Raw genomic sequence first — 25,508 nt, forward strand, 5'->3', positions numbered from 1 at the left:
TAAACCGGCGCATCCGGAATTGTTGCGTTAATACGGTTCACTGATGAACCTTGCTTGCATGTCATAAGTCTTCACCAGGGATTTTCCGACATGCCGGAATAAAGAATGCCATCATGAGAAACCTGTTTCTGTGCCCGGTGCTGGCTGCACTGGTGCTGAGCGGGTGTTCCGTGGGCCACACTGAGTACAGTCGTACGGCGATGCAGCACGTAGATATGAGCGTGACCGGCATCCCGACGATCCTCGGTTTCGGCACACTGGGCACCAGCATTCCACTGACGCCTGAATATAGCCTTACCGCAGCGCACGTCGCCAAAACCGCCGTGCAGCGCGTGAAGTCTTATCATCCCTATTGCGACCTTGCGATTATTTATCACAAGAATGATGCCACCACCCTGGCGAAATTCCGCAGTGGTGATATTGGCGATCCCGTTAAAATGTACGGATACAGCTTTATTTCCGCGATGCCGGTAGAGTCGACGGGGGTGAATTTAGCCCGCACGGCTATTCGGAATAAATGGAATAAAAGTCCCTGCATTGCGATGGCCTCTAATGCAGGCGTGGTTCAGGGAATGTCAGGCGGAGGTGTTTATAATCGTGATGAAACGCTGAGCGGCGTGATTGTCGGTTATTCCGATGCCATTAAAAATGGCCGTAACGGGAAAGTGATCCTGAAAGACGTTTCACTTTATATTCCCTACGGCCAGTTTAAAAGCTGGTTGCAGTCAAATCTGGCCCCGACACCGACGCGCGGTGTCTGAGCCGGATTGATTACAGGAACGGGCGGGTATCGCCCACACCTTCACGCACAATTTCCGGCGTATCGGTGGTCAGATCGACCACCGTGGTCGGCTGCTGCCCCAGCGTTCCGCCGTCGATGATCAGATCGACCAGCTTGCCAATGGTGTGCTGAATCTCCTCCGGATCGGATTCCGTAAAATCGTTGCCCGGCAGGATTAACGAGGTCGACATCATCGGCTGATTCAGGGCTTCCAGCAGCGCCAGCGCCACCGGATTGGACGGCACACGCAGACCGATGGTCTTACGCTTTTCGTTCATCAGACGGCGAGGCACCTCTTTGGTCGCTTTGAGAATAAAGGTGTAGTTACCTGGCGTGTTGTTTTTCAGCAGGCGAAAGGCCGAGTTTCCCACCTGAGAATAGACCGACAGCTCGGAGAGGTCGCGGCACATCAGGGTGAAATTGTGGCGGCCATCGAGCTGACGGATACGGCAGATACGCTCCATCGCGCCCTTCTCTTCCAGCCGGCATCCCAGCGCATAGCCGGAATCGGTGGGATAGACGATGACGCTGCCTTTGTTCAGGTAGTCGACCGCCTGATTGATCAGGCGCGGCTGCGGATTGTCCGGATGAATATGAAACAGTTGACTCATAGAAACCTCGTGTCACCTTTCCGTGATTGCCACTGCGGGAGCGAGGTCCGGAAAGCGTTCCCAGACCGGCTCAACGTCGCCGGGCAGCCAGAGTTTGCGGCCCAGCTCAATCCACGGGCAGGGTTGATGAAAATCTGAACCTTGCGATGCGGCCAGGTCATTCTCTCTGGCGTACTGCGCCAGTTGCGTGCGCTCATTGGGTGGCTGCTGGCACTGTGCCACTTCCATGGCATCGCCCCCCGCTTCGCGGAAGTGGGCGATCAGCCGTTTCAGCCACTTCGCCGATAAACCATACCGGCCCGGATGAGCCAGCACGGCGCAACCACCAGAATGATGAATCGCATCAATGGCTTGTTTAATTGTACACCATTGTGGCGGCACGTAGCCGGTTTTGCCTCGCGCCAGATAATTTTTGAAAACCTGGGCCATGTCACCGGCTTTGCCCTGCTCTATCAGGAAGCGGGCAAAGTGTCCGCGGGTAATGATGCCGCCCCCGGCCAGTCGGGTCGCCCCCGCCAGCGCGTCGGGAATACGTGCCTTCGCCAGCCGCTCACCAATCTCTTCCGCGCGCCGCTGCCGGCAGGCCAGCTGCCCCGCCAGAAAGGTCACCATTGCCGGATGATGGATATCGATGTTCAGCCCCACGATATGGATCTCATGATTCTCCCACAGGGTAGAAATCTCAGCACCGGCCAGCACTTTTATCGGCAGATCCTGGTCACGGGCGGTCTGCTGCGCCTCGCTCACCCCGTCCACGCTGTCGTGATCGGTGATCGCCAGAACGCCAACCCGCATCTCTACCGCGCGCTGCACCAGCACGGCGGGCGTCAGTAAACCATCGGAAGCGCGCGTGTGGCTGTGTAGATCATAAACCGGGAAACGGGCGATATCGCTCAAGAGAACTCCTGCTGAAACTAAACCGGCAAGCATGATAACGATTTTAACGCTCAGTGAAAAAGTGTATTGACATTTCCGCCCCGAACCCGTTAACTAGTACACAAGTTCACACGTAACGGGTATTTCATCATGGCGATTACAATTACTCATTTACATGGCTGGCGCGATGTTCCCGAAACCGGGCGACACGGTCGTGCACATTTTGCGTAAACGCTGTGCAGATACCTGAGCCCGCCACCGAGCGGGCTTTTTTTTGAGCGAAATTCAGAGAAATCATCATGCCAAATGCGAAACCTACAGTGAAGTTGATTACCGGCACCGCGCCCTACCGCGAAGATCCGGCCGCAGTGTTTCACCAGCTGTGCGGCGCACGTCCGGCAACCCTGCTGCTCGAATCCGCTGATATCGACAGCAAGCGCAATCTGAAAAGCCTGCTGATCGTCGACAGTGCGCTGCGCGTCAGCGCACTGGGCAGCGAAGTCACCGTGCAGGCGTTGTCAGAAAATGGCCGCGCCCTGCTGCCGCTGCTGGATGAAGCCCTGCCCGCGTCAGTGATGAATCAGGTGCGTCCCGATGGCCGTGTCCTGACCTTCCCGCAGAGCAGCGATCAGCAGCAGGATGAAGATTCCCGCCTCAAGGCCCTGTCGGTGTTTGACGCGCTGCGTCTGATTCCGCAACTGGTTAACGCCCCTGCCGACGAACGGGAAGCGGTGCTGCTGGGCGGTCTGTTTGCTTATGATCTGGTTGCCGGTTTTGAAACCCTGCCGGCGCTGGATAATCAGCAGCGCTGCCCCGACTACTGCTTCTACCTGGCCGAGACCTTACTGGTGATCGATCACCAGAGCCGCAGCGCACGTCTCCAGGCCAGCCTGTTCTGTCCGTCCACCAGCGAATTCCAGCGCCTGCAGCGCCGCATTGAGCAGCTGCATGGCCAGATGCTTCAGCCCGCACCTGTACTGCCGGTACAAAAGGTTGAGCAGATGACGCTGACCACCAGCCAGAGTGATGAAGAGTATTGCGACGTGGTGCGCAGCATGCAGCAGGCGATTCGCATCGGTGAAATTTTTCAGGTCGTCCCTTCACGCCGTTTCTCGCTGCCATGCCCTTCACCGCTGGCGGCGTATGACACGCTGAAGAACAGCAATCCCAGCCCCTACATGTTCTTTATGCAGGATCAGGATTTCTCGCTGTTTGGTGCCTCTCCGGAGAGTTCACTGAAGTATGACGCCATTTCGCGTCAGATTGAGATCTACCCGATTGCCGGTACCCGCCCGCGTGGCCGCCATGCGGATGGCTCGCTGGATCGCGATCTCGACAGCCGTATTGAGCTGGAGATGCGAACCGACCATAAAGAGCTGGCGGAACACCTGATGCTGGTGGATCTGGCGCGCAACGATCTGGCGCGTATCTGCGTGCCGGGCAGCCGTTACGTGGCAGACCTGACCAAAGTAGACCGTTACTCCTTCGTCATGCATCTGGTCTCCCGCGTTGTGGGCACGCTGCGTGATGACCTTGACGTGCTGCATGCCTATCGCGCCTGTATGAACATGGGCACCCTGAGCGGTGCGCCGAAGGTGCGCGCCATGCAGCTGATAGCCGGGGCGGAACGCACCCGCCGCGGCAGCTACGGCGGTGCGGTGGGCTACTTCACGGCTCACGGCGATCTCGATACCTGCATCGTGATCCGTTCGGCCTACGTTGAAGAAGGCGTGGCCACCGTCCAGGCGGGCGCCGGTGTGGTGCTGGACTCCAATCCGCAGGCTGAAGCGGATGAGAGCCGTAACAAAGCCCGCGCCGTTCTGCGCGCTATCGCGACTGCCCATCACTGCAAGGAGATCTTCTGATGGCCGATATTCTGCTGCTCGATAACATCGATTCATTTACCTATAACCTGGTTGATCAGCTGCGGACGTTTGGTCACAACGTGGTGATCTACCGGAACAACCTGCCTGCGGAACTCTTAATTGAGCAGCTGCAGCGGATGGAAGACCCGGTGCTGATGCTCTCGCCCGGCCCCGGCGCGCCAAAAGATGCCGGTTGTATGCCGGAGTTACTGCGGGTGCTGCGGGGACGGTTGCCGATTATCGGCATCTGCCTGGGGCATCAGGCGATCGTTGAAGCCTACGGCGGCCACGTGGGTCAGGCCGGTGAGATCCTGCACGGCAAAGCCTCCTCTATTGACCACGACGGCGAGGCGATGTTTGCCGGCCTGAGCAATCCGCTGCCGGTGGCGCGCTACCACTCACTGGTGGGCAGCAACACGCCGGATGAGCTGACGGTCAACGCCAGTTTCAACGGAATGGTGATGGCGGTGCGTCATGAGACCGACCGGGTGTGCGGGTTCCAGTTCCATCCTGAATCCATTCTGACTTCTCAGGGCGCGCGTCTGCTTGAGCAGACGCTGGCCTGGGCGCTGGCGAAGTAACAGGGAGAATGACTATGCAACAGACACTGGAAAAACTTTACCAGGCGCAGACGCTGAATCAGGCTGAGAGTCATCAGTTGTTCAGCGCCATTATCACCGGCCAGCTGGAACCAACGCAGCTCGCCGCCGCTTTAATCGCCATGAAGGTGCGAGGCGAAACGCCGGAAGAGATTGCCGGGGCGGCGACCGCGCTGCTGGAAGATGCCCGCCCCTTCCCGCGTCCGGATTATACCTTTGCCGACATCGTGGGCACCGGCGGCGACGGCAGCAACAGCATCAATATCTCCACTGCCAGCGCCCTGGTGGCGGCGACCTGCGGTCTGAAGGTGGCGAAGCACGGCAACCGCAGCGTCTCCAGCAAATCGGGCTCCTCCGACCTGCTGGCGGCCTTTGGCATCAATCTGGATATGCCCGCCGACCGGGCGCGCAAGGCGCTGGACGATCTTAACGTCTGCTTTCTGTTTGCGCCGCAGTATCACACCGGATTCCGCCACGCGATGCCGGTGCGCCAGCAGCTGAAGACCCGCACGCTGTTCAATGTGCTGGGTCCGCTGATCAACCCGGCGCGTCCTCCGCTGGCGGTGATTGGTGTTTACAGCCCGGAACTGGTGATGCCGATTGCTCAGACCCTGAAAGTGCTGGGCTACCAGCGTGCAGCTGTGGTCCACGGCGGCGGCATGGATGAGGTGGCTCTGCACGATGTGACGCACGTCGCCGAGCTGCGCGAGGGGGAAATCACCCGTTATCAGCTCTCACCTGAAGACTTTGGCTTTGGCTTCCACCCGAAAGAGGCGCTGGCGGGCGGCACCCCGGAAGAAAACCGTGACATTCTGACAGCTTTACTCCAGGGTAATGGCCAGCAGGCTCATGAGGAAGCTGTCGCCGTTAACGTGGCGATGTTGCTTAAAGTATTTGGTCAGGAAGACCTGCGTGAAAACGCACAGCAGGCGCTTAACGCCATCCGCAGCGGACAGGCTTATGAGCGCGTTGTCGCACTGGCAGCAAGAGGGTAATCATGAAAGGCACCGTGTTAGAAAAAATTGTTCAGGACAAAGCGATCTGGGTTGAAGCCCGTCAGCAGCAGCAGCCTCTCTCCACCTTTCAGAACAGCATTGAGCCTTCCAGCCGTCATTTTTACGACGCGCTGCAGGGGGCCAGAACCGCGTTTATCCTGGAGTGTAAAAAGGCCTCTCCGTCGAAAGGCGTGATTCGCGAGGACTTCGATCCGGCCGCAATTGCCGGGGTCTACCGCCACTATGCGTCAGCGGTCTCTGTGCTGACCGATGAAAAATATTTTCAGGGTGACTTCGCTTTCCTGCCGATTGTCAGCGCAGCCATCACGCAGCCGGTGCTGTGCAAAGATTTTATTATCGATCCTTACCAGATCTATCTGGCGCGTTACTATCAGGCGGATGCGATTCTGCTGATGCTGTCGGTTCTGGATGATGAGCAGTATCGTCAGCTGGCCGCGGTGGCACACAGCCTGAAGATGGGCATTCTGACTGAGGTCAGTAATGAAGAGGAGCTGGAGCGTGCTATCGCCCTGCAGGCGAAAGTGGTGGGCATCAACAACCGCGATCTGCGCGACCTCTCTATCGACCTTAACCGCACCCGCCAGCTGGCGCCTCGCCTGTCGCATGGCGTGACGGTGATCAGTGAATCGGGTATCAACAGCTATGCGGACATTCGCGAGCTGAGCCACTTCGCCAATGGTTTCCTGATCGGCTCCTCCCTGATGGAAGAGACTGACCTGACAGCCGCGGTGCGTCGGGTTACCCTGGGCAGCAACAAAGTGTGCGGCCTGACCCGTGCCGAAGATGCGCGTGCCGCCTATGAAGCGGGTGCACTCTTTGGTGGTCTGATCTTTGCAGAAGGATCGCCGCGCCAGATTGATACCGCCACGGCGCAGAGCGTGATGGCCGCCGCCCCGCTGCGTTACGTTGGCGTGTTCCGGAACGCCAGCGTAAGTGACATTGTCACGCAGGTCAGTGCCCTTTCTCTCTCTGCGGTTCAGCTGCATGGCGATGAAACGCCGGCGTTTGTCGCTGAACTGCGTGCCGCCCTGCCTGCCACCGTGCAGATCTGGAAGGCACTGCGCATCGAAGGCCATCTCCCGGCGCGCGACTGGCCACACGTTGACCGTTATGTGTTTGACAATGGTAACGGTGGTACCGGTCAGCGTTTCGACTGGTCCCTGTTGCAGGGTCAGACGCTGAATAATGTACTGCTGGCCGGTGGCCTCGGTGCGGACAACTGTGTTGAAGCCGCGCAGCTGGGCTGTGCCGGACTTGACTTCAACTCTGGCGTGGAAAGCGCGCCCGGCATCAAAGATGCCCGTAAAATTGCCGCCGTGTTCCAGACACTGCGCGCGTACTGATTTGCCTGGCCTGTCCGACGGCGGGCCTGAGAAAGGAAGAGAAAAGATGACGTTACTGAATCCCTACTTTGGCGAATTTGGCGGAATGTATGTTCCGCAGATTCTGATGCCTGCCCTGCGCCAGCTCGAAGAGGCGTTTGTCGACGCGCAGAAAGATCCTGCCTTCCAGGAAGAGTTTACCGAACTGCTGAAGAACTATGCGGGTCGTCCGACCGCGCTGACGCTGTGCAAAAACCTGACCAAAGGCACCAAAACGCGCCTCTACCTTAAGCGTGAAGATCTGCTGCACGGCGGTGCGCACAAAACTAACCAGGTGCTGGGTCAGGCACTGCTGGCTAAGCGCATGGGTAAAAACGAAATTATCGCCGAGACCGGCGCCGGTCAGCATGGTGTGGCCTCTGCACTGGCCTGTGCGCTGCTGGGCATGAAATGCCGTATCTACATGGGCGCGAAAGATGTGGAGCGTCAGTCGCCTAACGTCTTCCGTATGCGACTGATGGGCGCGGAGGTGATCCCGGTTCACAGCGGCTCTGCCACGCTGAAAGATGCCTGTAACGAGGCGCTTCGCGACTGGTCTGGCAGCTATGAAACGGCGCACTACATGCTTGGCACCGCCGCGGGCCCGCACCCCTTCCCGACCATCGTGCGTGAGTTCCAGCGCATGATCGGCGAAGAGACGAAAAAACAGATTCTGGAAAGAGAGGGTCGCCTGCCCGACGCTATTCTCGCCTGCGTGGGCGGGGGCTCCAACGCTATCGGCATGTTTGCTGACTTTATCGATGAAACCAGCGTGAAGCTGATCGGCGTTGAGCCTGCGGGTCACGGCATCGAAACCGGCGAGCATGGCGCACCGCTGAAGCATGGTCGCGTCGGTATCTACTTCGGCATGAAAGCGCCGATGATGCAGACTGAAGATGGCCAGATCGAAGAGTCCTACTCCATCTCTGCCGGTCTCGACTTCCCGTCGGTCGGGCCTCAGCATGCGCACCTGAACAGCACGGGTCGGGCGGATTACGTCTCGGTTACCGATAACGAAGCGCTGGCTGCCTTCAAACAGCTCTGTCGGGCGGAAGGGATTATTCCGGCGCTGGAATCCTCTCACGCCCTGGCGCACGCCCTGAAGATGATTCAGGAGGAGCCGGAGAAAGAGCAGCTGCTTGTGGTTAACCTTTCCGGCCGCGGCGATAAAGATATTTTCACCGTTCACGACATTCTGACCGCGCAGGGGGAAATCTGATGGAACGTTATAATCAACTGTTTTCGCGCCTGTCAGCCAGCAACGAAGGCGCTTTCGTCCCCTTTGTCACGCTGGGCGACCCCTCACCTGAGCTCTCCCTGCGCGTGATTGACGCGCTGGTTGAAGGCGGTGCGGACGCGCTGGAGCTGGGCATTCCTTTCTCTGACCCGCTGGCGGATGGCCCGACCATTCAGAATGCGACCTTACGTGCGTTCGTCGCAGGCACCACCACCAGCCAGTGCTTTGAAATGCTGGCGACAATCCGCCGTAAATATCCTGACCTGCCGATTGGCCTGCTGATGTATGCCAACCTGGTCTTCACCAACGGCGTGGATGCGTTCTATGCACGCTGTGCCGAAGCCGGTGTCGATTCGGTTCTGGTCGCCGATGTGCCGGTTGAAGAGTCGGCGCCGTTCCGCCAGGCGGCGCTGCGTCACGGCGTGGCCCCTATCTTTATCTGTCCACCCAATGCCAGCGATACGCTGCTGCGTGAGATCGCGTCGCACGGCCGGGGCTACACCTACCTGCTGTCGCGTGCCGGTGTGACCGGGGCTGAAAACCGTGCCAGCCTGCCGCTACAGCACCTGATCGACAAGCTGCGCGAATACCATGCCGCTCCGCCACTGCAGGGCTTTGGTATCTCAGAACCTGAGCAGGTGAAGGAAGCGATTGCCGCCGGTGCCGCCGGAGCCATCTCCGGTTCCGCCATTGTCAGGATCATTGAGAAGCATCATGCCGAACCGGACGTGATGCTGAGCGAACTGAAGAACTTTGTCAGTCGCCTGAAAGCCGCCAGTCGTTAATCCTGTCAGCATGCCTTATCACGCGATAAGGCATGATTTGTTTCCTTTTTTTTCATTCCGCCATTTGCCCTTTTTTCAGAATCTGCACCACAATGACAAAGCGCCGTTACGGTAACGTCGCATCCATTTTGTGACAGGGAGAGAAAGCAATGAAATTCGTTAAACTGCTGACAGGTGCTGTACTGGCGGGTGTGGTTGCGCTAACACTGAGCGCCTGTGCGCCAACCGCAACCAAAGAGGGAACCGGTGGCTACATCGATGACACCGTTGTAACCACGAAAGTGAAAGGTGAACTGCTGAAGGATGACTCGCTGAAATCGACTGAAATCAACGTAGAAACCTTTAAGGGTAAAGTTCAGCTGAGCGGTTTTGTGTCATCGCCACAAATGGCTAATCGTGCTGTTCAGGTGACGCGCAGCGTACCGGGCGTGAAATCTGTCGTGAACAATATGCAGATTAAATAACGTTGTTACAGACACAAAAAAGGCCGCTGAATCAGCGGCCTTTTTCTCATCAGAAGCGGTAACCTGCCCCGAAGAAGAAGACCCACGGATCGATGCGCATATTGATGTTCTGCTGCTCGCCTCCCGCTTTAAACTTCACTTCCGTGTCGATATCCATGTACCACACCGACGCATTCAGCATCCAGTCGCGGTTGATCTGATAATCCAGGCCGACCTGACCCGCCACGCCCCACGAATCCTTGACGCTGAGATCGGTCAGGCCTGCGTCGCGACCGGTCTGGTTGAAATCGGCATCATAGAAGGTGGTGTAGTTGACGCCCACGCCCACGTAGGGACGGGCTTTGCTTTTGCTGTCGAAGAAGTAGTACTGCGCCATCAGCGTCGGCGGTAACTGGCGCACGGTAGCCAGCGTGCCGGTCGGGCCAAGACCCACTTTGTGACGGAACGGCGTGGCGGCGAGAAGTTCCACCCCGATATTGTCCGTCGCCATATAGGTAAAGGTCAGGCCGAGCTGCGTGTCGTTGGAGGCGCTGAACTCCCCCATGCCTAATACATTATCGGAGCCTTCGGTGGGTCGTACGGTTGCACTGCCGGCACGCATAAAGAAGTCGCCTGCTTCGTGGGCCATCGCCAGCTGGGGTAAAGCCAGCGCCAGCAGCATCGCGCATTTTGCCAGTTTCATTATCACTCCTTTGCTTAATGTTGATGTCGCGGGGGGTATCATTTTTTTGCTGGCAGTTATTTAACGCGATTTACAGGAAATTGCACTCTGAACGCTTCAGATAAATTGCTTAAAAAACAATGAATTGATTTAGATCAATTTCGGCACACTTCGGCACCCGCAAATTCCCCTTGCTGAAAAATTCCGGCGGCCCTATTTTGCTTCTCTTCCTGGTTGATTTTGGTTCGATGCCTCGGGAGGGGCGGGTGATCAAATGAGTGACACATTAAATCCTTGTATCAGCTGTGGCGCCTGCTGCGCCCATTTTCGCGTCTCATTTTACTGGGCGGAAGCCGACGATGCGGGCGGTCTGGTGCCGACCGACCTGACCGAGCCGCTCAGCCTGCTCATGCGTAACATGCGGGGCACCAACGATCGCACCCCGCGCTGTGTCGCCCTGCAGGGAGAGATCGGCGGATGCGTTTCATGCGGAATCTATGAGCAGCGTCCCACTCCCTGTCGGGAGTTCTCGCTGTCAGGAGAAGGCGGCATTCATAACGAAGCCTGCGATCGGGCCCGCGCCCGCTATGGCCTTCCCCCGCTTTTTTCGCCATCTTTACCTGCCGTGACAGAAAGTTATGCCACAGCGGGTGCCCGTGAGCTGCCAGAACATGTACAATCGCCGGGTTAATTAACCCGGTTCCTCCAAGGAGTGTACATGTCTATCACGGCAAGCTCGTTATACCGTGACACTGGAAATTTTGCGCGACATCAGCTGGCTACCCTGCTGCTGCTGTCGCTGCTGACCGCTTTTATCACTGTCATGCTGGTGCATGTGCTGACGCCTGGTGTCGATGAGATGGCCATTCTGCAGCAGGGTGACGACAGTGCCAGATCGTTGTTTGAGATAGTGCAGAGCATGTCGCCGGAACAGCAGCAGGTTCTGCTGCGGGCTTCGGCTGCCAGTACCTTCGCTGCGCTGTTGGGTAACACGCTGCTGCTGGGCGGCATGCTCTGCCTGATTCCGATGGTCTCTTCCGGTCAGCGGGTCAGCGCTTTGCGGGCTATCGGGACTTCTGCGCCGCTGCTGCCCAGACTGCTGCTGCTGACCTTCCTGATGACGCTGGTGGCCCAGCTTGGCTTTATGGTGCTGGTAGTCCCTGGTATTCTGCTGACGATCCTGCTGTCACTGGCGCCGGTGATGCTTGCCAGTGAGAAGATGGGCGTGTTTGCCGCCATGCGCGCCAGCATGCGCATGGCCTGGAAGAACGTGAAGCTGATCGCCCCCGCCATCCTGCTCTGGCTGCTGGCGAAAGTGGTCGTGATGCTCTTCTTCGCTTCGCTGACCGTGCTGCCGCTGAATGTTTCGTCGGTCATTTTTACCGCGGCCGGCAATCTGGTTTCAGCCCTGTTGATCATCTATCTCTATCGGCTCTATATGCTGTTACGTTGACGGACGGTGCGCCTGCGGGCGCACTGGCATGCAACCCTGACGGGAATCACTATGAAGCAGTTACTCGACTTTCTCCCCCTGGTAGTCTTTTTCATCTTCTATAAGCTCTATGACATCTTTGTCGCCTCGGGCGCACTGATTGTCGCGACCGGTCTGGCGCTGGTCGTCAGCTGGGTGCTCTATCGCAGACTGGAAAAGATGACCATTTTCACCTTTGTGCTGGTCGCGGTCTTTGGCACCCTGACGCTGGTGTTCCACAACGATGAGTTTATTAAGTGGAAAGTAACGGTCATCTACAGCCTGTTTGCGCTCGCCCTGCTCTACAGCCAGTGGTTTATGAAGCAGCCGCTGATCCAGAGCATGCTGGGTAAAGAGCTTCAGCTGCCGGACGCGGTCTGGCGTCGTCTGAACGTTGCCTGGGCACTCTTCTTTCTGATTTGCGGCCTTGTGAACATCTACGTCGCCTTTTGGTTATCCCAGGCGTTTTGGGTTAACTTTAAAGTGTTTGGTCTCACCGGTCTGACCTTACTGTTTACCCTGCTTAGCGGGCTCTATATCTGGCGACAGATGCCGCAGCAGGAACAAAAATAATCATCCGCCCGGTTCGCCGGGCTTTTTTTCAGCATTCATCTGCATAAGAACGGGAAGCAATGGGCGAAAAACATAAATTACCGCAAGGTGAAATGGTGCTGCGTACGCTCGCCATGCCGGCAGACACCAACGCTAACGGCGATATCTTTGGTGGCTGGCTGATGTCACAGATGGATATGGGCGGCGCGATTCTGGCTAAAGAGATCGCGGAAGGCCGCGTGGTGACGGTACGCGTCGACGGCATGTCATTTCTGAAGCCGGTGGCGGTAGGGGATGTCGTGAGCTGTCATGCGCGCTGTATCCGGACCGGCAACAGTTCGATGACCATTAACGTCGAGGTGTGGATTAAGAAAGTGTCGTCTGAGCCGATTGGACAGACTTATTGTGCCACCGAAGCGGTCTTTATCTATGTGGCCGTGGACAGTGCGGGCAATTCCCGTCCGCTGCCAGCCGGCCGCGCCAATCAGCAGCCCGGCGAATAAAAAACGGGTCAGGCATCTCCGCCTGACCCGGCCTCTTACTCTATGCTGGCCCCGCCTTTAATTTTGAAGACGATATTCATTGTGAGTCCCTGTCCCGGGTGACCGCTCTGGTAACGCCACTTTTTCATCGCCTGCCTGACGTCGCGCTCAAACATATTGCGCGGTTCTGCAGAGAGGATCTGAATGTTATCTACCCGACCGTCACTGTCCACGTCAAACTTCACCCGCACGCGCCCTTCAACCCGCAGCGCAAACGCGCGCTGAGGATAGCCTGGCTTACTGACGCTCAGCGCTTTCGGGCCGGTTGATACCGATGCTGTCGGTGACGGAGTCGCTTTTGGCGCAGTGGCTGGGCGGGTCTGGGTCGCCGGCGCCTCCTGCCGGAACGGATTATCCTGCGGTTTACTCTCCTGACGCGGCTTCACGTCGCGTAGAGGTTTCTCCCGCTTGTGCTCGGTTTTAGGTTTGGGCTTCGGCTCAGGTTTTGGTATCGGCACCGGTTCCGCTTTCGGCGGTTCTGGTGCCGGCTGAGGTTCCGGTTCTGGCTGAGGTTCTGGCTGCGGCTCAGGCGCAGGCGGCTGCACAACAGCCGGAGCAGGCTCGGGCTGAACTTCCGGGGCAACCATGGTGACGCTGATGGGCTGAGAGGCCTTTGGCACTTCCGTCACCTGCTGGAATGACGCATACAGAATTCCGGCAATGACGGCCCCATGCAGAACAACAGACAGCAACATGGAGAGTGGCGTGCGTTTGGGTAAGGGCATAGTCAGCGTGGTCATAACAGTCGCAGTGATTGAATGAAGCAGCGATTTTAAATGCAAATAGCAATCAGTTTCAATAACTCCCGCCCTCACGCCATCAGAAAAGCGCATTTAGCCCTTTATGCTGCGCCTTCCAGCCGCCGGAGTTTTCGTTTGCACTCTGAAGGGCAATCCCTTAACGTGTGCAAAATTCTGGTTAATGGGAGTTCCTGAGTGCTTTACGTCATTTATGCAGAAGATACTGCAGATTCACTGGAAAAGCGTAACGCCGTGCGCCCTGCCCATCTGGCACGGCTCAAACTGCTTCACGAAGAGGGACGCCTGATTATCGCTGGCCCGATGCCTGCCGTGGACAGTAACGATCCCGGCGTGGCGGGCTTTACCGGTTCCACCGTCATTGCGGAGTTCCCGTCGCTGGAAGCGGCGCAATCCTGGGCGCAGGATGATCCCTATATTGCGGCGGGCGTCTATAGTCAGGTCGCGGTTAAGCCGTTCAAACGCGTCTTCTGATTGCATCTGAGTATTAAAAATGGCTTCTGTGCCTGGCGCAGAAGCCATTTTTTTTCGTAGAGAGAGGGAATATGCAGATTGTTATTCTGGCGCTGCTGCTGGTCATCGCTTTACTGCTTGGCAGGGCTATTTATCTCTGGCGGACGCAGGGCTGGCGCAGGAAGAAGCAGACGATCGTGATGCTGATTGTGCTGGCAGCAGCGTTGCAGCTGGTAAATGTCACGCTGATGATGACGAAGCCGCTTCATCCCGGCTGACCATAAACGTCTGACAGGGTAAAAGGCATTAAAGAACAGGACAGCTGATTGACTGTCCTGTTCTTCATACTCTGTTATCTTTATATCAGCCGCGATCCAGAATCAGACCAATCAGCGCGTGATAGTGCTGTTCTTCTTCCGGGCTGGTAACATGCTGCAGGCGGCTAATCAGTTTTGAGCAGATCGCTTTGCGGTTCAGGCTGCGGCCGGAACGAATAATTTCCGTGACAACCGACCCCAGGATCGCCTGCTGTGAAGGCTGTGCAGCACTGTGCAGATAGGCGGTAATGTCTGAAACTGAAGCGGGAATATGTACGTTAGTCTGCATGATTGTCCCTTAAAGGCGTCGTTAAAGTTACTAAGCGATGCGGTAAAGTTATACAAAAACGCCTCTCCTGTACAGGTATTTAGCGCGAAAAATCACCCAAAGCGTGACATTTTTCATTAAATTCATTCAATACATAGACTTAAAACAATGTAAAGTTGTACAAGTTTCTTCTCACTCTGTACACATCCCCTGTCAGCCCCTCAGACCCGCCCCTTTTTCGCCTGATCCTTTTAACTTACGGCTTTTTTTTACCGGTGAGAGGATTTATCTGTTACCTCTGTCTACATTTACTATTCGTGATTTACACCTCTGAATGGATGCACCGCACTGTCGCGAGCTCACTATGAATAAAACCTATCCTGTTCCGGTTCTCACTCTGGCTGACACGCTTTTATCCCGGCTTGCCGCGCTGGCCGATCCTAAAATAGAAGTATTAAGTGGTTATCCGGCGAACTGCTCTGCCTGGCTGACGATCTACTATCAGCGCAAATCAGGCCGGTGGAGTTACGAATGGTACGATCGGGAGGGTTATCGTCGGCCAGCGGCGCTGGGCAGCGCAATGCCCTGTCTGATGCTCGAGGTTAACGATCGGGGAGCGTCGCCTCAGGAGCAGGCTCAGGCACGCCGGTTACTGGCCGAGCAGGGCTTTTTTGAAGCGTAAGGGTGCCCCGGACAATGCGCAGCCCGCCTGCTGCCTCACAGGGTATCGGCTTACAGGGCGGGCTGAAGAGGTGCGGAATTAAACCATCTGCGTGATGAACAGAATCGATCGACGTTGCTGCTGCGCCAGCTGGTGGCGGATACAATGGATGCGCTTATAGCGGCGTGACTGCCCTTCCAGCCAGCGTGAACGGCGACGGTGAACCTGCCGTAACATTCTCCAGCGTGCCACTTCATTTCTGCTTCGTTTCATCACTTCCTCTCTGCCATCGTCTACGCCGCCGCATTATAGAGATCTCTGCGACAATACCCAATCTGTTCTCTCATTATTCTCATCAGGGATAAAGGTTTCGTTAGCCGTCATCTGCACGTAAACTTGCCAGACGGAAGCGCGAACGGGATGTCCACTTTATGACCACTTTTTATACGCTGATCAGCTGGTTGCTGCTGTTTGGTTACTGGCTGCTGATTGCCGGTGTCACACTGCGCATCCTGATAAAGCGCCGGGCTGTCACGTCGGCGATGGCCTGGCTGCTGGTTATCTATATTCTGCCGCTGGTCGGCATTATCGCTTATCTCTCCTTTGGCGAACTGCACCTGGGTAAACGTCGCGCGGAGCGCGCCCGCACCATGTGGCCGTCAACGGCCCGCTGGCTGAATGATCTGAAGCAGTGCCGCGAGATTTTCGCGACGGAACACAGCGACGTCGCGCGCTCGTTATTTGAGCTTTGCTACCATCGGCAGGGCATTGCCGGGGTAAAGGGAAATCAGCTGCAACTGTTAACCAGCGCCGATGATGTGATGCAGGCACTGATTCGTGACATCCAGCTGGCCCGCCATAATATCGAGATGGTGTTTTATATCTGGCACCCCGGTGGTCTGGCAGATGAAGTTGCCGAATCGCTGATGGCGGCGTCGCGCCGTGGCGTCCACTGCCGTCTGCTGCTGGACTCAGCGGGCAGCGTAAACTTTTTCCGCAGCCCCTGGGCGGGCATGATGCGCAACGCCGGCATTGACGTGGTGGAAGCGTTACAGGTGAGCCTGCTGCGCGTCTTCCTGCGGCGGATGGATCTGCGCCAGCATCGTAAAATCGTGCTGATCGATAACTACATCGCCTACACCGGCAGTATGAATCTGGTCGACCCCCGCTTCTTTAAACAGAGTGCCGGTGTGGGTCAGTGGATAGACCTGATGGCGCGTATGGAAGGCCCGGTCGCGACCGCGATGGGGATCGTTTTCAGCTGCGACTGGGAAATCGAGACCGGTAAGCGCATTCTGCCTCCCCCGCCCGATCGCAACATCATGCCGTTTGAACAGGAGAGCGGCCACACCGTGCAGGTGATCGCCTCCGGTCCCGGTTTTCCGGAAGATATGATCCATCAGGCCCTGCTGACCGCCGTCTATTCGGCGCGTGAGCAGCTGATCATGACGACCCCCTACTTTGTGCCCAGCGACGACCTGCTGCATGCGATCTGCACGGCGGCGCAGCGTGGCGTCAGCGTCAGCCTGATCCTGCCGCGTCACAATGACTCGCTGCTGGTCGGCTGGGCCAGCCGCGCCTTCTTCAGTGAATTGCTGGAGGCGGGCGTGAAGATTTACCAGTTTGAAGATGGCCTGCTGCATACCAAGAGCGTGCTGGTGGACGGACAGCTGAGCCTGGTCGGCACCGTGAATCTCGATATGCGCAGTTTATGGCTTAATTTCGAGGTGACGCTGGTGGTGGATGATGCGGGCTTCGGCAGTGACCTGGCCTGCGTACAGGATGACTATATCGCGCGGTCGCGCCTGCTGGAGGGTAAGCGCTGGGCAAAACGTGCCTGGTGGCAGCGCATTGTTGAACGACTGTTTTACTTCTTCAGCCCTTTACTGTAAAACGAGCCAGATTGTGTAAATGGCCGCAGGCAGACAGGACAGACTATGGATTTAAATAATCGCCTTACCGAAGATGAAACGCTGGAACAGGCCTACGATATTTTTCTCGAACTGGCAGGTGACAATCTCGATCCGGCAGACATCATTCTCTTCAATCTGCAGTTTGAGGAGCGCGGTGGCGCAGAGCTGTTCGACCCGTCTGAAGACTGGAAAGATCATGTTGATTTCGATCTGAACCCTGACTTTTTCGCCGAGGTGGTGATTGGGCTGGGTGAAGCGGACGGTGAGCCGATCACCGACGTCTTTGCGCGCGTGCTGCTGTGCCGTGAAAAAGATCACAAGCTGTGTCATATCCTGTGGCGTGAATAGACCGCCGATGCGCGGTGACGTGAATGACGTCGTGGCGCAGCATTCCAGAACAGAAAACGCCGGGCAATTGCCCGGCGTTTTGCTTCAGAGCGGGTCGACCTTGAGACAGGAGACCGCATGGTGGAAGCTGCCTTCCAGCAGCGGACGAGTTTTCGCACACTCCGGTCCGGCAATCGGACAGCGGGTGCGGAACACACAGCCTGACGGCGGATTGATCGGCGACGGCAGCTCCCCCTCCAGTAGCTGAATCTGCTTGTTCTTCTCCAGATCGGGATCGGGAATTGGCACGGCAGACATCAGCGCCCGGGTGTAAGGGTGCTGCGGATTGCCATAGACCTCGCTGTAGGTGCCCAGCTCCACCGCATGTCCCAGATACATCACCAGCACGCGATCAGAGATATGTTTCACCACGGCCAGATCGTGCGCGATGAAGATCAGCGACAGTCCCATTTCACGCTGCAGCTGCTGCAGCAGATTCACCACCTGCGCCTGAATCGACACGTCGAGCGCCGATACTGGCTCATCACAGATAATGAGCTTTGGCTCCAGAATCAGCGCACGGGCGATGCCGATACGCTGACACTGGCCGCCCGAAAACTCATGCGGATAGCGGTTAATCAGGTTCGGCAGCAGGCCCACCTTCATCATCATATTTTTGACGCGGTCTTTCACTTCCTGACGCGCCATCTTTGGATGATAGGTGCGCAACGGCTCGGCAATGATATCGCCGATAGTCATACGCGGATTCAGAGAGGCCAGCGGGTCCTGGAAGATCATCTGAATGTCGCTGCGCGCCTTGCGCCACTCCTCTTCGCTCTGACCGAGCAGATCGCGGCCTAACCAGGCGACACGCCCTTCTGTGGCTTTGACCAGCCCGATAATGGCGCGCGCCAGCGTCGATTTGCCACAGCCGGACTCGCCCACCACGCCCAGGGTTTCCCCTTCATAGAGACGCAGGCTGACCCCGTCCACCGCTTTCAGGGTTTTTGAAGGCTGCCAGAACCACTGCTTGCCATCTTTGATGTCGAAATGCACCTTCAGGTCGGCGATTTCCAGTAACACTTTCTTTTCAGCTACGGTGCTCATACTAACTCCTCCACCGGCTTAAAGCAGGCACGCAGACGGCCATCGCCAAACGGCTCCAGCGGCGGCGACTGGGTGCAGATATCCATCGCGTGCGGGCAGCGCGGCTGGAACGGACAGCCCTGCGGCAGACGCAGCAGATTGGGTGGATTCCCCGGAATGGTCGTGAGGCTCTCGCCCTCGGCATCCAGGCGTGGTACGGCATTGAGCAGGCCGATCGAATAAGGATGGGCGGGCTGGTAAAAGACATCGCGGGCGCGGCCATACTCCATGGTGCGTCCGGCGTACATCACCAGCACTTTGTCGCAGATCCCCGCCACCACGCCGAGATCGTGGGTGATCATAATGATGGCGGTGTTGAACTCGCGCTTCAGATCATTGAGCAGCGTCATGATCTGCGCCTGCACCGTCACATCCAGCGCCGTGGTCGGTTCATCGGCAATCAGCAGCTTTGGACGGCAGAGCAGCGCCATGGCGATCATCACGCGCTGGCGCATCCCACCGGAGAACTCATGCGGATACATTTTCATTCGCTTGCGCGCTTCCGGCATCTTCACCGCATCCAGCATTCTCACCGACTCTTCGAAAGCCTGTGCGCTGCTCATCCCCTTGTGCAGTTTCAGCACTTCCATCAGCTGCTCGCCGACCCGCATATAGGGATTGAGCGAGGTCATCGGGTCCTGAAAGATCATCGCGATCTGCTCAGCGCGCAGCCGGTTGAGCTGGTTTTCCGGCAGATTCAGGATCTCTTTGCCGTTGAACAGCGCAGAACCGCCAATGCGCCCGTTTTTCGCCAGCAGCCCCATCAGGGCAAAGGCGGTCTGTGACTTGCCGGAACCGGACTCACCGACAATGCCCAGCGTCTCCCCTGCGCGCAGCGAGAAGTTCAGATTGTTCACCGCGGTGACATCACCATCGTGCGTGCCAAAGGTGACGCGTAAATCTTTGACCGTAAGTAGCTGTTCGCTTCCCGCGCGGGCCGCCATCGCTGGCTGAAATTCATGAATAGTCATCGGGAAACTCCTTAACGATCTTTCGGGTCGAGGGCATCACGCAGGCCATCGCCGATAAAGTTGAAACAGAACAGCGTGACCACCAGGAAGCCCGCCGGGAACAGCAACAGCCACGGCGACACTTCCATGGAGTTGGCTCCGTCGCTCAGCAGTGCGCCCCAGCTGCTCAGAGGTTCCTGCGTGCCCAGACCCAGGAAGCTCAGGAAGGATTCAAACAGGATCATACTGGGCACCAGCAGTGAGGCGTAAACCACCACCACCCCCAGCACGTTGGGCACGATATGGCGCACCACAATTTTCCAGGTCGATACCCCACCCACGTGAGCGGCTTCGATAAACTCTTTGCGCTTCAGGCTCAGCGTCTGGCCGCGCACAATACGCGCCATATCCAGCCACGACACCATGCCGATGGCGGCAAAGATCAGCAGGATGTTACGACCAAAGAAGGTCACCAGCAGGATCACGAAGAACATGAACGGGAAGGAGTTGAGGATTTCCAGAACACGCATCATGGCCGAGTCGATTTTGCCGCCCAGGTAACCGGCAATGGAGCCATACAGGGTACCGACCACCACGGCGATCAGGGCGGAGGCGACGCCGACCATCAGGGAGATCCGGCCGCCAATGGCCACACGCACCAGCAGGTCACGCCCCGACGAGTCGGTGCCGAACCAGTGGCCGGAGGTGGTATCCGGCGGTGAAGACATCATCGCCCAGTCGGTATCGTCGTAGGTGAACTGCGCCACCATCGGCGCGATAATCACAAACAGCGTAATGACCAGCAGCACCAGCAGGCTGATCAGCGCGGCCCGGTTATGGATAAAACGACGACGCGCGTCCTGCCAGAGACTGCGCCCTTCTACTTCCAGCTTCTCACTGAACGCATCAAGAGCTTCGCTGTTTTTCTTACTTAACATCATGGCGAACTCCGCAATCAGTAACGAATTTTGGGATCGATAACGGCATAGAGCACGTCAACAATCGCGTTAAACAGGATGGTCAGCAGACCGACCAGAATCGTCAGGCTCATCACCAGCGAGTAGTCGCGGTTCAGTGCGCCGTTAACAAACAGCTGACCGATGCCCGGCAGACCGTAGATCGATTCGATCACCATCGAACCGGTGATGATGCCGACAAAGGCGGGTCCCATATAGGAGATGACCGGCAGCAGAGCCGGTTTCAGCGCATGACGCAGCACAATGCGGCGCAGCGGTAAGCCTTTGGCGCGAGCCGTGCGGATAAAGTTGGAGTGCATCACTTCAATCATCGATCCACGGGTGATACGGGCAATGCTGGCAATGTAAGCCAGTGAGAGTGCCACCATCGGCAGCAGCATGTAGTTCCACTGCCCGCCATTCCAGCCCCCGCCCGGCAGCCATTTCAGGCTGATCGCGAAAAGCAGGACCAGCAGCGGCGCGACCACAAAGCTGGGTATCACCACGCCGGTCATCGCCACCCCCATTACCGCGAAGTCCCACAGGGTGTTCTGTTTCAGCGCGGCGATGACCCCGGCCGTGACGCCGAGCACGATCGCCAGCAGGAACGCGGCCAGACCCAGTTTTGCCGAGACCGGGAACGCGTGCGCGACCAGATAGTTAACCGAATAATCTTTGTATTTAAAGGATGGGCCGAAATCGCCGTGGGCCAGCTGGACCAGGTAATCGACATACTGCTTACCGATAGGATCGTTGAGGTGATATTTCGCCTCAATGTTGGCCATCACTTCCGGTGCCAGGGTGCGCTCGCCGGTAAAGGGGCTGCCGGGTGCCAGTCGCATCATAAAGAAGGAGATGGTAATCAGGACGAACAGCGTCGGAATCGCTTCAAGCAAGCGACGCAGGATGAATTTTAACATTGCCGTACCTACCAAGCTGTTGCTTCACAACATATAAAAAATAGTAAAAAGGCGGCGCGAGAAGCGCCGCCACTGCTGATAGCCTGAACGCTATTAGTGTTTAATGATGTAGAAGTCTTTAGACAGCGTTTTATCCAGCGGATCTTTACCGGTATAACCACCAACGTAAGGTTTCACCAGACGCGTATTCACGTAGTAGTAAACCGGTACGATGGTGCTGTCTTTATCCAGGATCTGCTCGGCCTGCTGATAGTCCGCTGCACGGCCTTTGGCATCCGGCGCTTTGATCGCGTCACGCACCACTTTGTCAAACGCATCGCTCTTATAGTGCGAGGTGTTACTGCTGCTGTTAGAGAGCATGATGTTCAGGAAGGAAGTCGGTTCGTTGTAGTCCGCACACCAGGCCGCACGCGCCACATCGAAGTTACCCTGATGACGGGTGTCCAGGAAGGTTTTCCACTCCTGGTTTTCCAGCTTGATATTCACACCGATGTTTTTCTTCCAGATCGACGAGGCGGCAATCGCCAGCTTCTTGTGCAGATCGGAAGTGTTGTAGAGCAGGTTGAAGGTCAGCGGTTTATCCGCCGTGTAGCCCGCTTCAGCCAGCAGTTTTTTCGCTTCGGCGTTACGCTTATCCTGTGACCACTTGAACCAGTCTGGCGGCAGGATTTCCATACCGTCGGTGGCTGGCGGTGTGAAGCTGTAGGCCGGCTTCTGACCCTGCGCCAGCACTTTATTCACCATGATGTCACGGTCCAGACCCAGCTTCAGGGCGGCACGAACGCGCGGATCGGTAAATGGCGCTTTCTGGTTATTGATTTCGTAGTAGTAGGTGCAGAGATAAGGATCGACATGCAGCTCTTTGCCGTTTTCGCGCTGCAGCTTTTTGAACAGCTCGATCGGCAGGTTGTTATAGGTCATGTCACTGCCGTTCTCGGAGAAGTAACGGTTGACGTCACTGACTTCAGAACTGATTGGCAGGTAGGTAACCTTGTTCAGCACGGTGTGCTCGTTGTCCCAGTAGTTCGGGTTACGCACCAGCGTGATGCGTTCGTTGATGACGTGTGCGTCGAGCTTAAAGGCACCGTTACCGACCCAGTTTTGCGGCTGAGTCCACTGTTCGCCGAACTTCTCAATCGCCGGTTTATAAACCGGTGACATCACGGAGTTGATCAGCAGCTTATCAAAATAGGGAACCGGCTCACTCAGGGTCACTTCCAGCGTGTGGTCATCAATCGCTTTCACGCCCAGATCGGTAATGGGCTTTTTACCTGCGATGATGTCATCAACGTTCAGGATATGACCATACTGAGGATAGCTGGCGTAGGGTGAAGCCGTTTTCGGGTCAACCAGACGCTCCCAGCTGTAGACGAAGTCCTGCGCGGTCACCGGCTCGCCGTTAGACCATTTGGCATTTTTACGCAGGTGGAAAGTCCACACTTTGAAATCTTTATTTTCATAGCTTTCCGCCACGCCCGGGATCGGTTTGCCGTTGCTGTCATTGACCAGCAGACCTTCATAGAGATCGCGCGCCACGTTGTCTTCCGGCACGCCCTCGATTTTGTGCGGGTCGAGTGACTGCACTTCATCGCCATTGCCGCGAACGAGTTCCTGTTTGGCTGCCAGCTCAACGCCTGCAGGCACGGTCGCCGCGAAAGCCGCATTCCCTGCCAGGGCACTTATTGCGGCGAAGACGCCCGCTGCAATCAGGCTTTTTTTCGTGATGTTGTTCATTATTACACTCCAGTTTTATTATCGTCACCGCAGCGCTGTTCTGCCGCGGCGTCCCCCGTTTCCGGGCTCCCTTAACCCGGGAGAGTGACCCCAAAAAATTGGTCTGTTTGCTGATGCGCTTCCCGTCTGTCTCACCAGGATGGCGAGCAGATCAGTGTTTTTTAATAAAATAGTACTTCAGGTCTGTCATATCCTGCGGGTCTTTGCCCGTGAAACCGCCAACCCAGGGCTTCACCAGGCGCACACTGACGCGGTAGTAAACTGGCACAATGGGTGAGTCTTTGTCGAGTTGTGTTTCAGCCTGCTGATAGAGGTCCGCGCGCTGCGCCTCACTGCCCGCCGTCAGGCTCTTCGCCATCAGCTCGTCAAAGGCCGCACTGCTGTAAAAGGCGGTATTGATCGAGGCGTTGCTGATCAGCATGTTGAGGAAGGTTGAAGGCTCATTGTAATCGGCGCACCAGGTGGCTCGCACCACGTCATACTGTGCCTGATGGCGGGTCTCCAGCATCGTCTTCCACTCCTGATTCTGCAGGGTGACTTTTGCGCCGAGATTTTTCTGCCACATTGAAGCGGCCGCAATCGCCTGCCGTTTATTCTGATCGGAAGTGTTATAGAGCAGCGTAAAGGTCAGCGGATTGGCGGCGTTGAATCCCGCCTCTGCCAGCAGCTTTTTCGCCGCCTCATTGCGTTGCGCCTGCGTCCAGGTAAACCAGGCTGGCGGTGTCAGCTTAATACCGGCAGTAAAGGGCGGCGTCAGGCTGTAAGCCGGAATCTGTCCCTGCCCCATAATTTTTCTGGCAATCACCTCACGGTCGAGGGTCATTTTTAGGGCGGCGCGCACCCGTGGATCGGTGAACGGCGCCTTTTTGTTATTGATTTCATAATAAAACGTGCAGAGCAGCGGACTGATCTTCACCTCATCGCCGAGATCCCTGCGTAGCTTGCCAAACATCTCCGGCGGCAGGGCGCTGTTGGTGATGTCCGTTCCGCCACTGCGGTAGCGGTTGATATCGCTGTTTTCAGAGGCGATGGGCAGGAAGGTCCCCTGCTCAATCACCGTATGGCCATTGTCCCAGTAGTGAGGATTGCGCTTGAGAACAATTTTTTCATTCACTACCCAGTCGCTTAAGGTATAAGCACCGTTACCGATATAGTGACCCGGCCGGGTCCAGGCATCGCCCCACTCTTTGATAGCGGGTGCATAAACCGGCTTCAGCGCCGTGTGCGCCAGCATGGCTAACAGATAAGGCACCGGTTCAGTCAGCGTAATTTGCAGCCGGTGGTCATCCAGTGCTTTCACGCCCAGCTGATCGGGTGACGCTTTACCAGCCAGAATCGCATCGATCCCGGTAACATGGGCGGCCTGCAGATAGCTGGAGTAAGGGGACGCGGTGGCAGGGTCCACCAGCCGACGCCAGCTGTAGACAAAATCTGCGGCGGTCACCGGCTTACCATTACTCCACTTAGCATCATCCCGCAGGTGGAAGATCCAGACGGTGGGCTGCGGATTCTCCCAGCTCAGGGCAACGCCGGGGACGACCTGACCGAAATTATCGGTGTTAACCAGACCGTCCAGCAGGTTGTGAATAATATTGGATTCCGGCACACCTTCGGTTTTATGGGGATCCAGCGAAGAAACTTCATTGCCATTGTTAATCACAATCTGTTGCTGCGCGGCCAGCGTCGTTCCGGGGGGAACCGTGGCGGCATAAGCCGGCGTAAACGCTATTAACAGTGCGGCGAGAGTCAGCCGCTGTTGCTGCACATTCATCATCCCAGTCATCCGAAACGCCAACCTTTTTTAAGTATCCCGACAGGCTTAAGCAAAAAGCGTTCTCACTTTGCACTTTCGGAGAAAAAAATTCACGCTGGGCCAGAAATTATCAGAAGCCATCAGAGGGCGCCAAAGTAAAATAGCTAAAATGTTAACTAATTCTCTTTTATCACGAGTTGTCACGCAGCGGAAGTGTTAATTTTCGACCTGAAAATATCATATCGATATGAAAAATAGGCGTTTTAGTCGGAAACCCTATGCAGACGTGCTTTGCATCATAAATACGCACGGTTTTTGGTACTTATCTTCCGAAGTCGGCATCTGGCGTGAGAAAAATCCAGCCTGATGGCTCTCAGGCGGGTGTTTATGAGGGAGGGAAGAATCAAGACAGAAGAATATGGTGTGAAAATCGTGACATTATTTTGCTGACAGAAGTCTGTGAACCGGCCAGCAGTAATGAAATTTATAATCGGCTGAATCTTTTAAGCGTGACGAATAATTGCATTGTAA

The 25,508-nt window shown here is 56.6% G+C and carries 27 protein-coding genes, 1 pseudogene and 1 other annotated feature; of the genes and pseudogenes, 16 read left to right on the forward strand and 12 right to left on the reverse strand.

The window, feature by feature from the left end; genetic code table 11:
• The first annotated feature begins 113 nt into the window (after window positions 1-113).
• Window positions 114-761 carry a hypothetical protein gene (locus HFD97_RS06090; protein ID WP_009089953.1) on the forward strand — a complete coding sequence of 216 codons (648 nt, stop codon included), beginning with the start codon at window positions 114-116 and terminating at the stop codon, window positions 759-761.
• Window positions 762-771: 10 nt separating this feature from the next.
• On the opposite strand, the gene HFD97_RS06095 is transcribed toward HFD97_RS06090, so the two are convergent.
• Both HFD97_RS06095 and HFD97_RS06100 read right to left on the reverse strand, forming a co-directional pair.
• The gene (locus tag HFD97_RS06095; RefSeq protein WP_111207586.1) at window positions 772-1,392 is read right to left on the reverse strand and encodes an L-threonylcarbamoyladenylate synthase; all 621 of its coding nucleotides are present in this window, start codon (window positions 1,390-1,392) and stop codon (window positions 772-774) included.
• A 12-nt stretch (window positions 1,393-1,404) separates the two neighbouring features.
• Window positions 1,405-2,322 (reverse strand): PHP domain-containing protein, encoded by a 918-nt coding sequence (locus HFD97_RS06100; protein WP_167430777.1) that lies wholly within the window; start codon window positions 2,320-2,322, stop codon window positions 1,405-1,407.
• 120 nt (window positions 2,323-2,442) lie between these two features.
• Window positions 2,443-2,544 (forward strand) — a sequence feature (Trp leader region).
• A 23-nt stretch (window positions 2,545-2,567) separates the two neighbouring features.
• Here HFD97_RS06100 and HFD97_RS06105 point away from each other — a divergent pair.
• The 6 genes and pseudogenes from HFD97_RS06105 (at window position 2,568) to HFD97_RS06135 (ending at window position 9,595) form a co-directional block, all read left to right on the forward strand.
• Window positions 2,568-4,133, forward strand: coding sequence for an anthranilate synthase component 1 (locus tag HFD97_RS06105; RefSeq protein WP_009089949.1), 1,566 nt, complete (start codon window positions 2,568-2,570; stop codon window positions 4,131-4,133).
• Window positions 4,133-5,727, forward strand: a pseudogene (gene trpD, locus HFD97_RS22260) (bifunctional anthranilate synthase glutamate amidotransferase component TrpG/anthranilate phosphoribosyltransferase TrpD). Before HFD97_RS06105 ends, trpD begins: the two are co-directional and overlap by 1 nt.
• Window positions 5,728-5,729: 2 nt before the next feature.
• A complete protein-coding gene (gene trpCF, locus HFD97_RS06120; RefSeq protein ID WP_167430776.1) occupies window positions 5,730-7,091 on the forward strand; it encodes a bifunctional indole-3-glycerol-phosphate synthase TrpC/phosphoribosylanthranilate isomerase TrpF in 1,362 nt (453 codons plus the stop codon).
• Window positions 7,092-7,137: 46 nt separating this feature from the next.
• Window positions 7,138-8,328, forward strand: a complete 1,191-nt coding sequence (gene trpB / locus HFD97_RS06125) for a tryptophan synthase subunit beta (protein ID WP_009089941.1) — start codon at window positions 7,138-7,140, stop codon at window positions 8,326-8,328.
• On the forward strand, window positions 8,328-9,131 hold the full coding sequence (trpA, locus tag HFD97_RS06130; RefSeq protein WP_167430775.1) for a tryptophan synthase subunit alpha: 804 nt from the start codon (window positions 8,328-8,330) through the stop codon (window positions 9,129-9,131). Before trpB ends, trpA begins: the two co-directional genes overlap by 1 nt.
• A gap of 149 nt (window positions 9,132-9,280) precedes the next feature.
• Window positions 9,281-9,595 (forward strand): BON domain-containing protein, encoded by a 315-nt coding sequence (locus HFD97_RS06135; protein WP_009089937.1) that lies wholly within the window; start codon window positions 9,281-9,283, stop codon window positions 9,593-9,595.
• Between the two features lie 49 nt (window positions 9,596-9,644).
• Here the strand turns inward: HFD97_RS06135 and ompW are convergent, their stop codons facing one another.
• On the reverse strand, window positions 9,645-10,277 hold the full coding sequence (gene ompW / locus HFD97_RS06140) for an outer membrane protein OmpW (RefSeq protein WP_009089935.1): 633 nt from the start codon (window positions 10,275-10,277) through the stop codon (window positions 9,645-9,647).
• A gap of 253 nt (window positions 10,278-10,530) precedes the next feature.
• On the opposite strand from ompW, the gene HFD97_RS06145 reads away from it, so the two are divergent.
• Genes HFD97_RS06145 through yciA form a run of 4 tightly spaced genes read left to right on the forward strand, consistent with a single transcriptional unit; the run spans window position 10,531 to window position 12,782 of the window.
• Window positions 10,531-10,947: a YkgJ family cysteine cluster protein gene (locus HFD97_RS06145; protein WP_150029526.1), complete on the forward strand. Its 417-nt coding sequence runs from the start codon at window positions 10,531-10,533 to the stop codon at window positions 10,945-10,947.
• A 27-nt stretch (window positions 10,948-10,974) separates the two neighbouring features.
• Entirely contained in the window at window positions 10,975-11,709 is a 735-nt protein-coding gene (locus tag HFD97_RS06150) for a YciC family protein (protein ID WP_009089932.1), read from the forward strand.
• Between the two features lie 51 nt (window positions 11,710-11,760).
• Window positions 11,761-12,300: a septation protein A gene (locus HFD97_RS06155; RefSeq protein WP_046101919.1), complete on the forward strand. Its 540-nt coding sequence runs from the start codon at window positions 11,761-11,763 to the stop codon at window positions 12,298-12,300.
• Between the two features lie 59 nt (window positions 12,301-12,359).
• Complete coding sequence (gene yciA, locus HFD97_RS06160) at window positions 12,360-12,782, forward strand: acyl-CoA thioester hydrolase YciA (RefSeq protein ID WP_009089928.1); 423 nt, start codon at window positions 12,360-12,362, stop codon at window positions 12,780-12,782.
• Window positions 12,783-12,817: 35 nt separating this feature from the next.
• Here the strand turns inward: yciA and tonB are convergent, their stop codons facing one another.
• Window positions 12,818-13,561: a TonB system transport protein TonB gene (gene tonB / locus HFD97_RS06165; protein ID WP_167430774.1), complete on the reverse strand. Its 744-nt coding sequence runs from the start codon at window positions 13,559-13,561 to the stop codon at window positions 12,818-12,820.
• Window positions 13,562-13,756: 195 nt separating this feature from the next.
• On the opposite strand from tonB, the gene HFD97_RS06170 reads away from it, so the two are divergent.
• Window positions 13,757-14,053 carry a YciI family protein gene (locus tag HFD97_RS06170; protein ID WP_009089924.1) on the forward strand — a complete coding sequence of 99 codons (297 nt, stop codon included), beginning with the start codon at window positions 13,757-13,759 and terminating at the stop codon, window positions 14,051-14,053.
• A gap of 71 nt (window positions 14,054-14,124) precedes the next feature.
• Complete coding sequence (locus HFD97_RS06175) at window positions 14,125-14,310, forward strand: hypothetical protein (RefSeq protein ID WP_058958173.1); 186 nt, start codon at window positions 14,125-14,127, stop codon at window positions 14,308-14,310.
• Between the two features lie 85 nt (window positions 14,311-14,395).
• Here HFD97_RS06175 and ycgZ read toward each other — a convergent pair whose 3' ends face one another.
• On the reverse strand, window positions 14,396-14,638 hold the full coding sequence (gene ycgZ, locus HFD97_RS06180; RefSeq protein WP_009089921.1) for a regulatory protein YcgZ: 243 nt from the start codon (window positions 14,636-14,638) through the stop codon (window positions 14,396-14,398).
• Window positions 14,639-14,981: 343 nt separating this feature from the next.
• On the opposite strand from ycgZ, the gene HFD97_RS06185 reads away from it, so the two are divergent.
• The gene (locus tag HFD97_RS06185) at window positions 14,982-15,299 is read left to right on the forward strand and encodes a hypothetical protein (RefSeq protein WP_009089920.1); all 318 of its coding nucleotides are present in this window, start codon (window positions 14,982-14,984) and stop codon (window positions 15,297-15,299) included.
• A 78-nt stretch (window positions 15,300-15,377) separates the two neighbouring features.
• On the opposite strand, the gene HFD97_RS06190 is transcribed toward HFD97_RS06185, so the two are convergent.
• Window positions 15,378-15,551, reverse strand: a complete 174-nt coding sequence (locus tag HFD97_RS06190; RefSeq protein ID WP_128084052.1) for a YciY family protein — start codon at window positions 15,549-15,551, stop codon at window positions 15,378-15,380.
• 158 nt (window positions 15,552-15,709) lie between these two features.
• Here HFD97_RS06190 and cls point away from each other — a divergent pair, with 158 nt between their 5' ends.
• The gene (gene cls, locus HFD97_RS06195) at window positions 15,710-17,170 is read left to right on the forward strand and encodes a cardiolipin synthase (protein ID WP_009089916.1); all 1,461 of its coding nucleotides are present in this window, start codon (window positions 15,710-15,712) and stop codon (window positions 17,168-17,170) included.
• A gap of 45 nt (window positions 17,171-17,215) precedes the next feature.
• Window positions 17,216-17,539: an HI1450 family dsDNA-mimic protein gene (locus HFD97_RS06200; RefSeq protein ID WP_009089915.1), complete on the forward strand. Its 324-nt coding sequence runs from the start codon at window positions 17,216-17,218 to the stop codon at window positions 17,537-17,539.
• An 84-nt stretch (window positions 17,540-17,623) separates the two neighbouring features.
• Here the strand turns inward: HFD97_RS06200 and oppF are convergent, their stop codons facing one another.
• The 6 genes from oppF to HFD97_RS06230 all read right to left on the reverse strand — a co-directional run bounded on the left by oppF (window position 17,624) and on the right by HFD97_RS06230 (window position 24,998).
• On the reverse strand, window positions 17,624-18,625 hold the full coding sequence (oppF, locus tag HFD97_RS06205) for a murein tripeptide/oligopeptide ABC transporter ATP binding protein OppF (protein WP_009089913.1): 1,002 nt from the start codon (window positions 18,623-18,625) through the stop codon (window positions 17,624-17,626).
• A complete protein-coding gene (locus HFD97_RS06210; RefSeq protein WP_167430773.1) occupies window positions 18,622-19,635 on the reverse strand; it encodes an ABC transporter ATP-binding protein in 1,014 nt (337 codons plus the stop codon). The genes oppF and HFD97_RS06210 overlap by 4 nt, the downstream gene beginning before the upstream one ends.
• Window positions 19,636-19,646: 11 nt before the next feature.
• Window positions 19,647-20,555 (reverse strand): oligopeptide ABC transporter permease OppC, encoded by a 909-nt coding sequence (gene oppC, locus HFD97_RS06215; protein ID WP_140925471.1) that lies wholly within the window; start codon window positions 20,553-20,555, stop codon window positions 19,647-19,649.
• 14 nt (window positions 20,556-20,569) lie between these two features.
• The gene (gene oppB, locus HFD97_RS06220) at window positions 20,570-21,490 is read right to left on the reverse strand and encodes an oligopeptide ABC transporter permease OppB (RefSeq protein WP_009089910.1); all 921 of its coding nucleotides are present in this window, start codon (window positions 21,488-21,490) and stop codon (window positions 20,570-20,572) included.
• Window positions 21,491-21,583: 93 nt separating this feature from the next.
• Window positions 21,584-23,224, reverse strand: a complete 1,641-nt coding sequence (oppA, locus tag HFD97_RS06225; protein ID WP_058958172.1) for an oligopeptide ABC transporter substrate-binding protein OppA — start codon at window positions 23,222-23,224, stop codon at window positions 21,584-21,586.
• Between the two features lie 151 nt (window positions 23,225-23,375).
• Window positions 23,376-24,998 carry an ABC transporter substrate-binding protein gene (locus HFD97_RS06230; RefSeq protein WP_167430772.1) on the reverse strand — a complete coding sequence of 541 codons (1,623 nt, stop codon included), beginning with the start codon at window positions 24,996-24,998 and terminating at the stop codon, window positions 23,376-23,378.
• Between the last annotated feature and the right edge of the window lie 510 nt (window positions 24,999-25,508).

It is taken from the genome of Pantoea sp. EKM103V (genome assembly GCF_011800365.1).
GTDB lineage: Bacteria > Pseudomonadota > Gammaproteobacteria > Enterobacterales > Enterobacteriaceae > Pantoea > Pantoea anthophila.

Bases quoted from the DNA above. Each gene is read 5' to 3' on its own strand.
- HFD97_RS06090 (WP_009089953.1), top strand. From the start codon at position 114: ATGAGAAACCTGTTTCTGTGCCCGGTGCTGGCTGCACTGGTGCTGAGC.
- HFD97_RS06095 (WP_111207586.1), bottom strand. From the start codon at position 1,392: ATGAGTCAACTGTTTCATATTCATCCGGACAATCCGCAGCCGCGCCTG.
- HFD97_RS06100 (WP_167430777.1), bottom strand. From the start codon at position 2,322: ATGCTTGCCGGTTTAGTTTCAGCAGGAGTTCTCTTGAGCGATATCGCC.
- HFD97_RS06105 (WP_009089949.1), top strand. From the start codon at position 2,568: ATGCCAAATGCGAAACCTACAGTGAAGTTGATTACCGGCACCGCGCCC.
- trpCF (WP_167430776.1), top strand. From the start codon at position 5,730: ATGAAAGGCACCGTGTTAGAAAAAATTGTTCAGGACAAAGCGATCTGG.
- trpB (WP_009089941.1), top strand. From the start codon at position 7,138: ATGACGTTACTGAATCCCTACTTTGGCGAATTTGGCGGAATGTATGTT.
- trpA (WP_167430775.1), top strand. From the start codon at position 8,328: ATGGAACGTTATAATCAACTGTTTTCGCGCCTGTCAGCCAGCAACGAA.
- HFD97_RS06135 (WP_009089937.1), top strand. From the start codon at position 9,281: ATGAAATTCGTTAAACTGCTGACAGGTGCTGTACTGGCGGGTGTGGTT.
- ompW (WP_009089935.1), bottom strand. From the start codon at position 10,277: ATGAAACTGGCAAAATGCGCGATGCTGCTGGCGCTGGCTTTACCCCAG.
- HFD97_RS06145 (WP_150029526.1), top strand. From the start codon at position 10,531: ATGAGTGACACATTAAATCCTTGTATCAGCTGTGGCGCCTGCTGCGCC.
- HFD97_RS06150 (WP_009089932.1), top strand. From the start codon at position 10,975: ATGTCTATCACGGCAAGCTCGTTATACCGTGACACTGGAAATTTTGCG.
- HFD97_RS06155 (WP_046101919.1), top strand. From the start codon at position 11,761: ATGAAGCAGTTACTCGACTTTCTCCCCCTGGTAGTCTTTTTCATCTTC.
- yciA (WP_009089928.1), top strand. From the start codon at position 12,360: ATGGGCGAAAAACATAAATTACCGCAAGGTGAAATGGTGCTGCGTACG.
- tonB (WP_167430774.1), bottom strand. From the start codon at position 13,561: ATGACCACGCTGACTATGCCCTTACCCAAACGCACGCCACTCTCCATG.
- HFD97_RS06175 (WP_058958173.1), top strand. From the start codon at position 14,125: ATGCAGATTGTTATTCTGGCGCTGCTGCTGGTCATCGCTTTACTGCTT.
- ycgZ (WP_009089921.1), bottom strand. From the start codon at position 14,638: ATGCAGACTAACGTACATATTCCCGCTTCAGTTTCAGACATTACCGCC.
- HFD97_RS06185 (WP_009089920.1), top strand. From the start codon at position 14,982: ATGAATAAAACCTATCCTGTTCCGGTTCTCACTCTGGCTGACACGCTT.
- HFD97_RS06190 (WP_128084052.1), bottom strand. From the start codon at position 15,551: ATGAAACGAAGCAGAAATGAAGTGGCACGCTGGAGAATGTTACGGCAG.
- cls (WP_009089916.1), top strand. From the start codon at position 15,710: ATGACCACTTTTTATACGCTGATCAGCTGGTTGCTGCTGTTTGGTTAC.
- HFD97_RS06200 (WP_009089915.1), top strand. From the start codon at position 17,216: ATGGATTTAAATAATCGCCTTACCGAAGATGAAACGCTGGAACAGGCC.
- oppF (WP_009089913.1), bottom strand. From the start codon at position 18,625: ATGAGCACCGTAGCTGAAAAGAAAGTGTTACTGGAAATCGCCGACCTG.
- HFD97_RS06210 (WP_167430773.1), bottom strand. From the start codon at position 19,635: ATGACTATTCATGAATTTCAGCCAGCGATGGCGGCCCGCGCGGGAAGC.
- oppC (WP_140925471.1), bottom strand. From the start codon at position 20,555: ATGATGTTAAGTAAGAAAAACAGCGAAGCTCTTGATGCGTTCAGTGAG.
- oppB (WP_009089910.1), bottom strand. From the start codon at position 21,490: ATGTTAAAATTCATCCTGCGTCGCTTGCTTGAAGCGATTCCGACGCTG.
- oppA (WP_058958172.1), bottom strand. From the start codon at position 23,224: ATGAACAACATCACGAAAAAAAGCCTGATTGCAGCGGGCGTCTTCGCC.
- HFD97_RS06230 (WP_167430772.1), bottom strand. From the start codon at position 24,998: ATGATGAATGTGCAGCAACAGCGGCTGACTCTCGCCGCACTGTTAATA.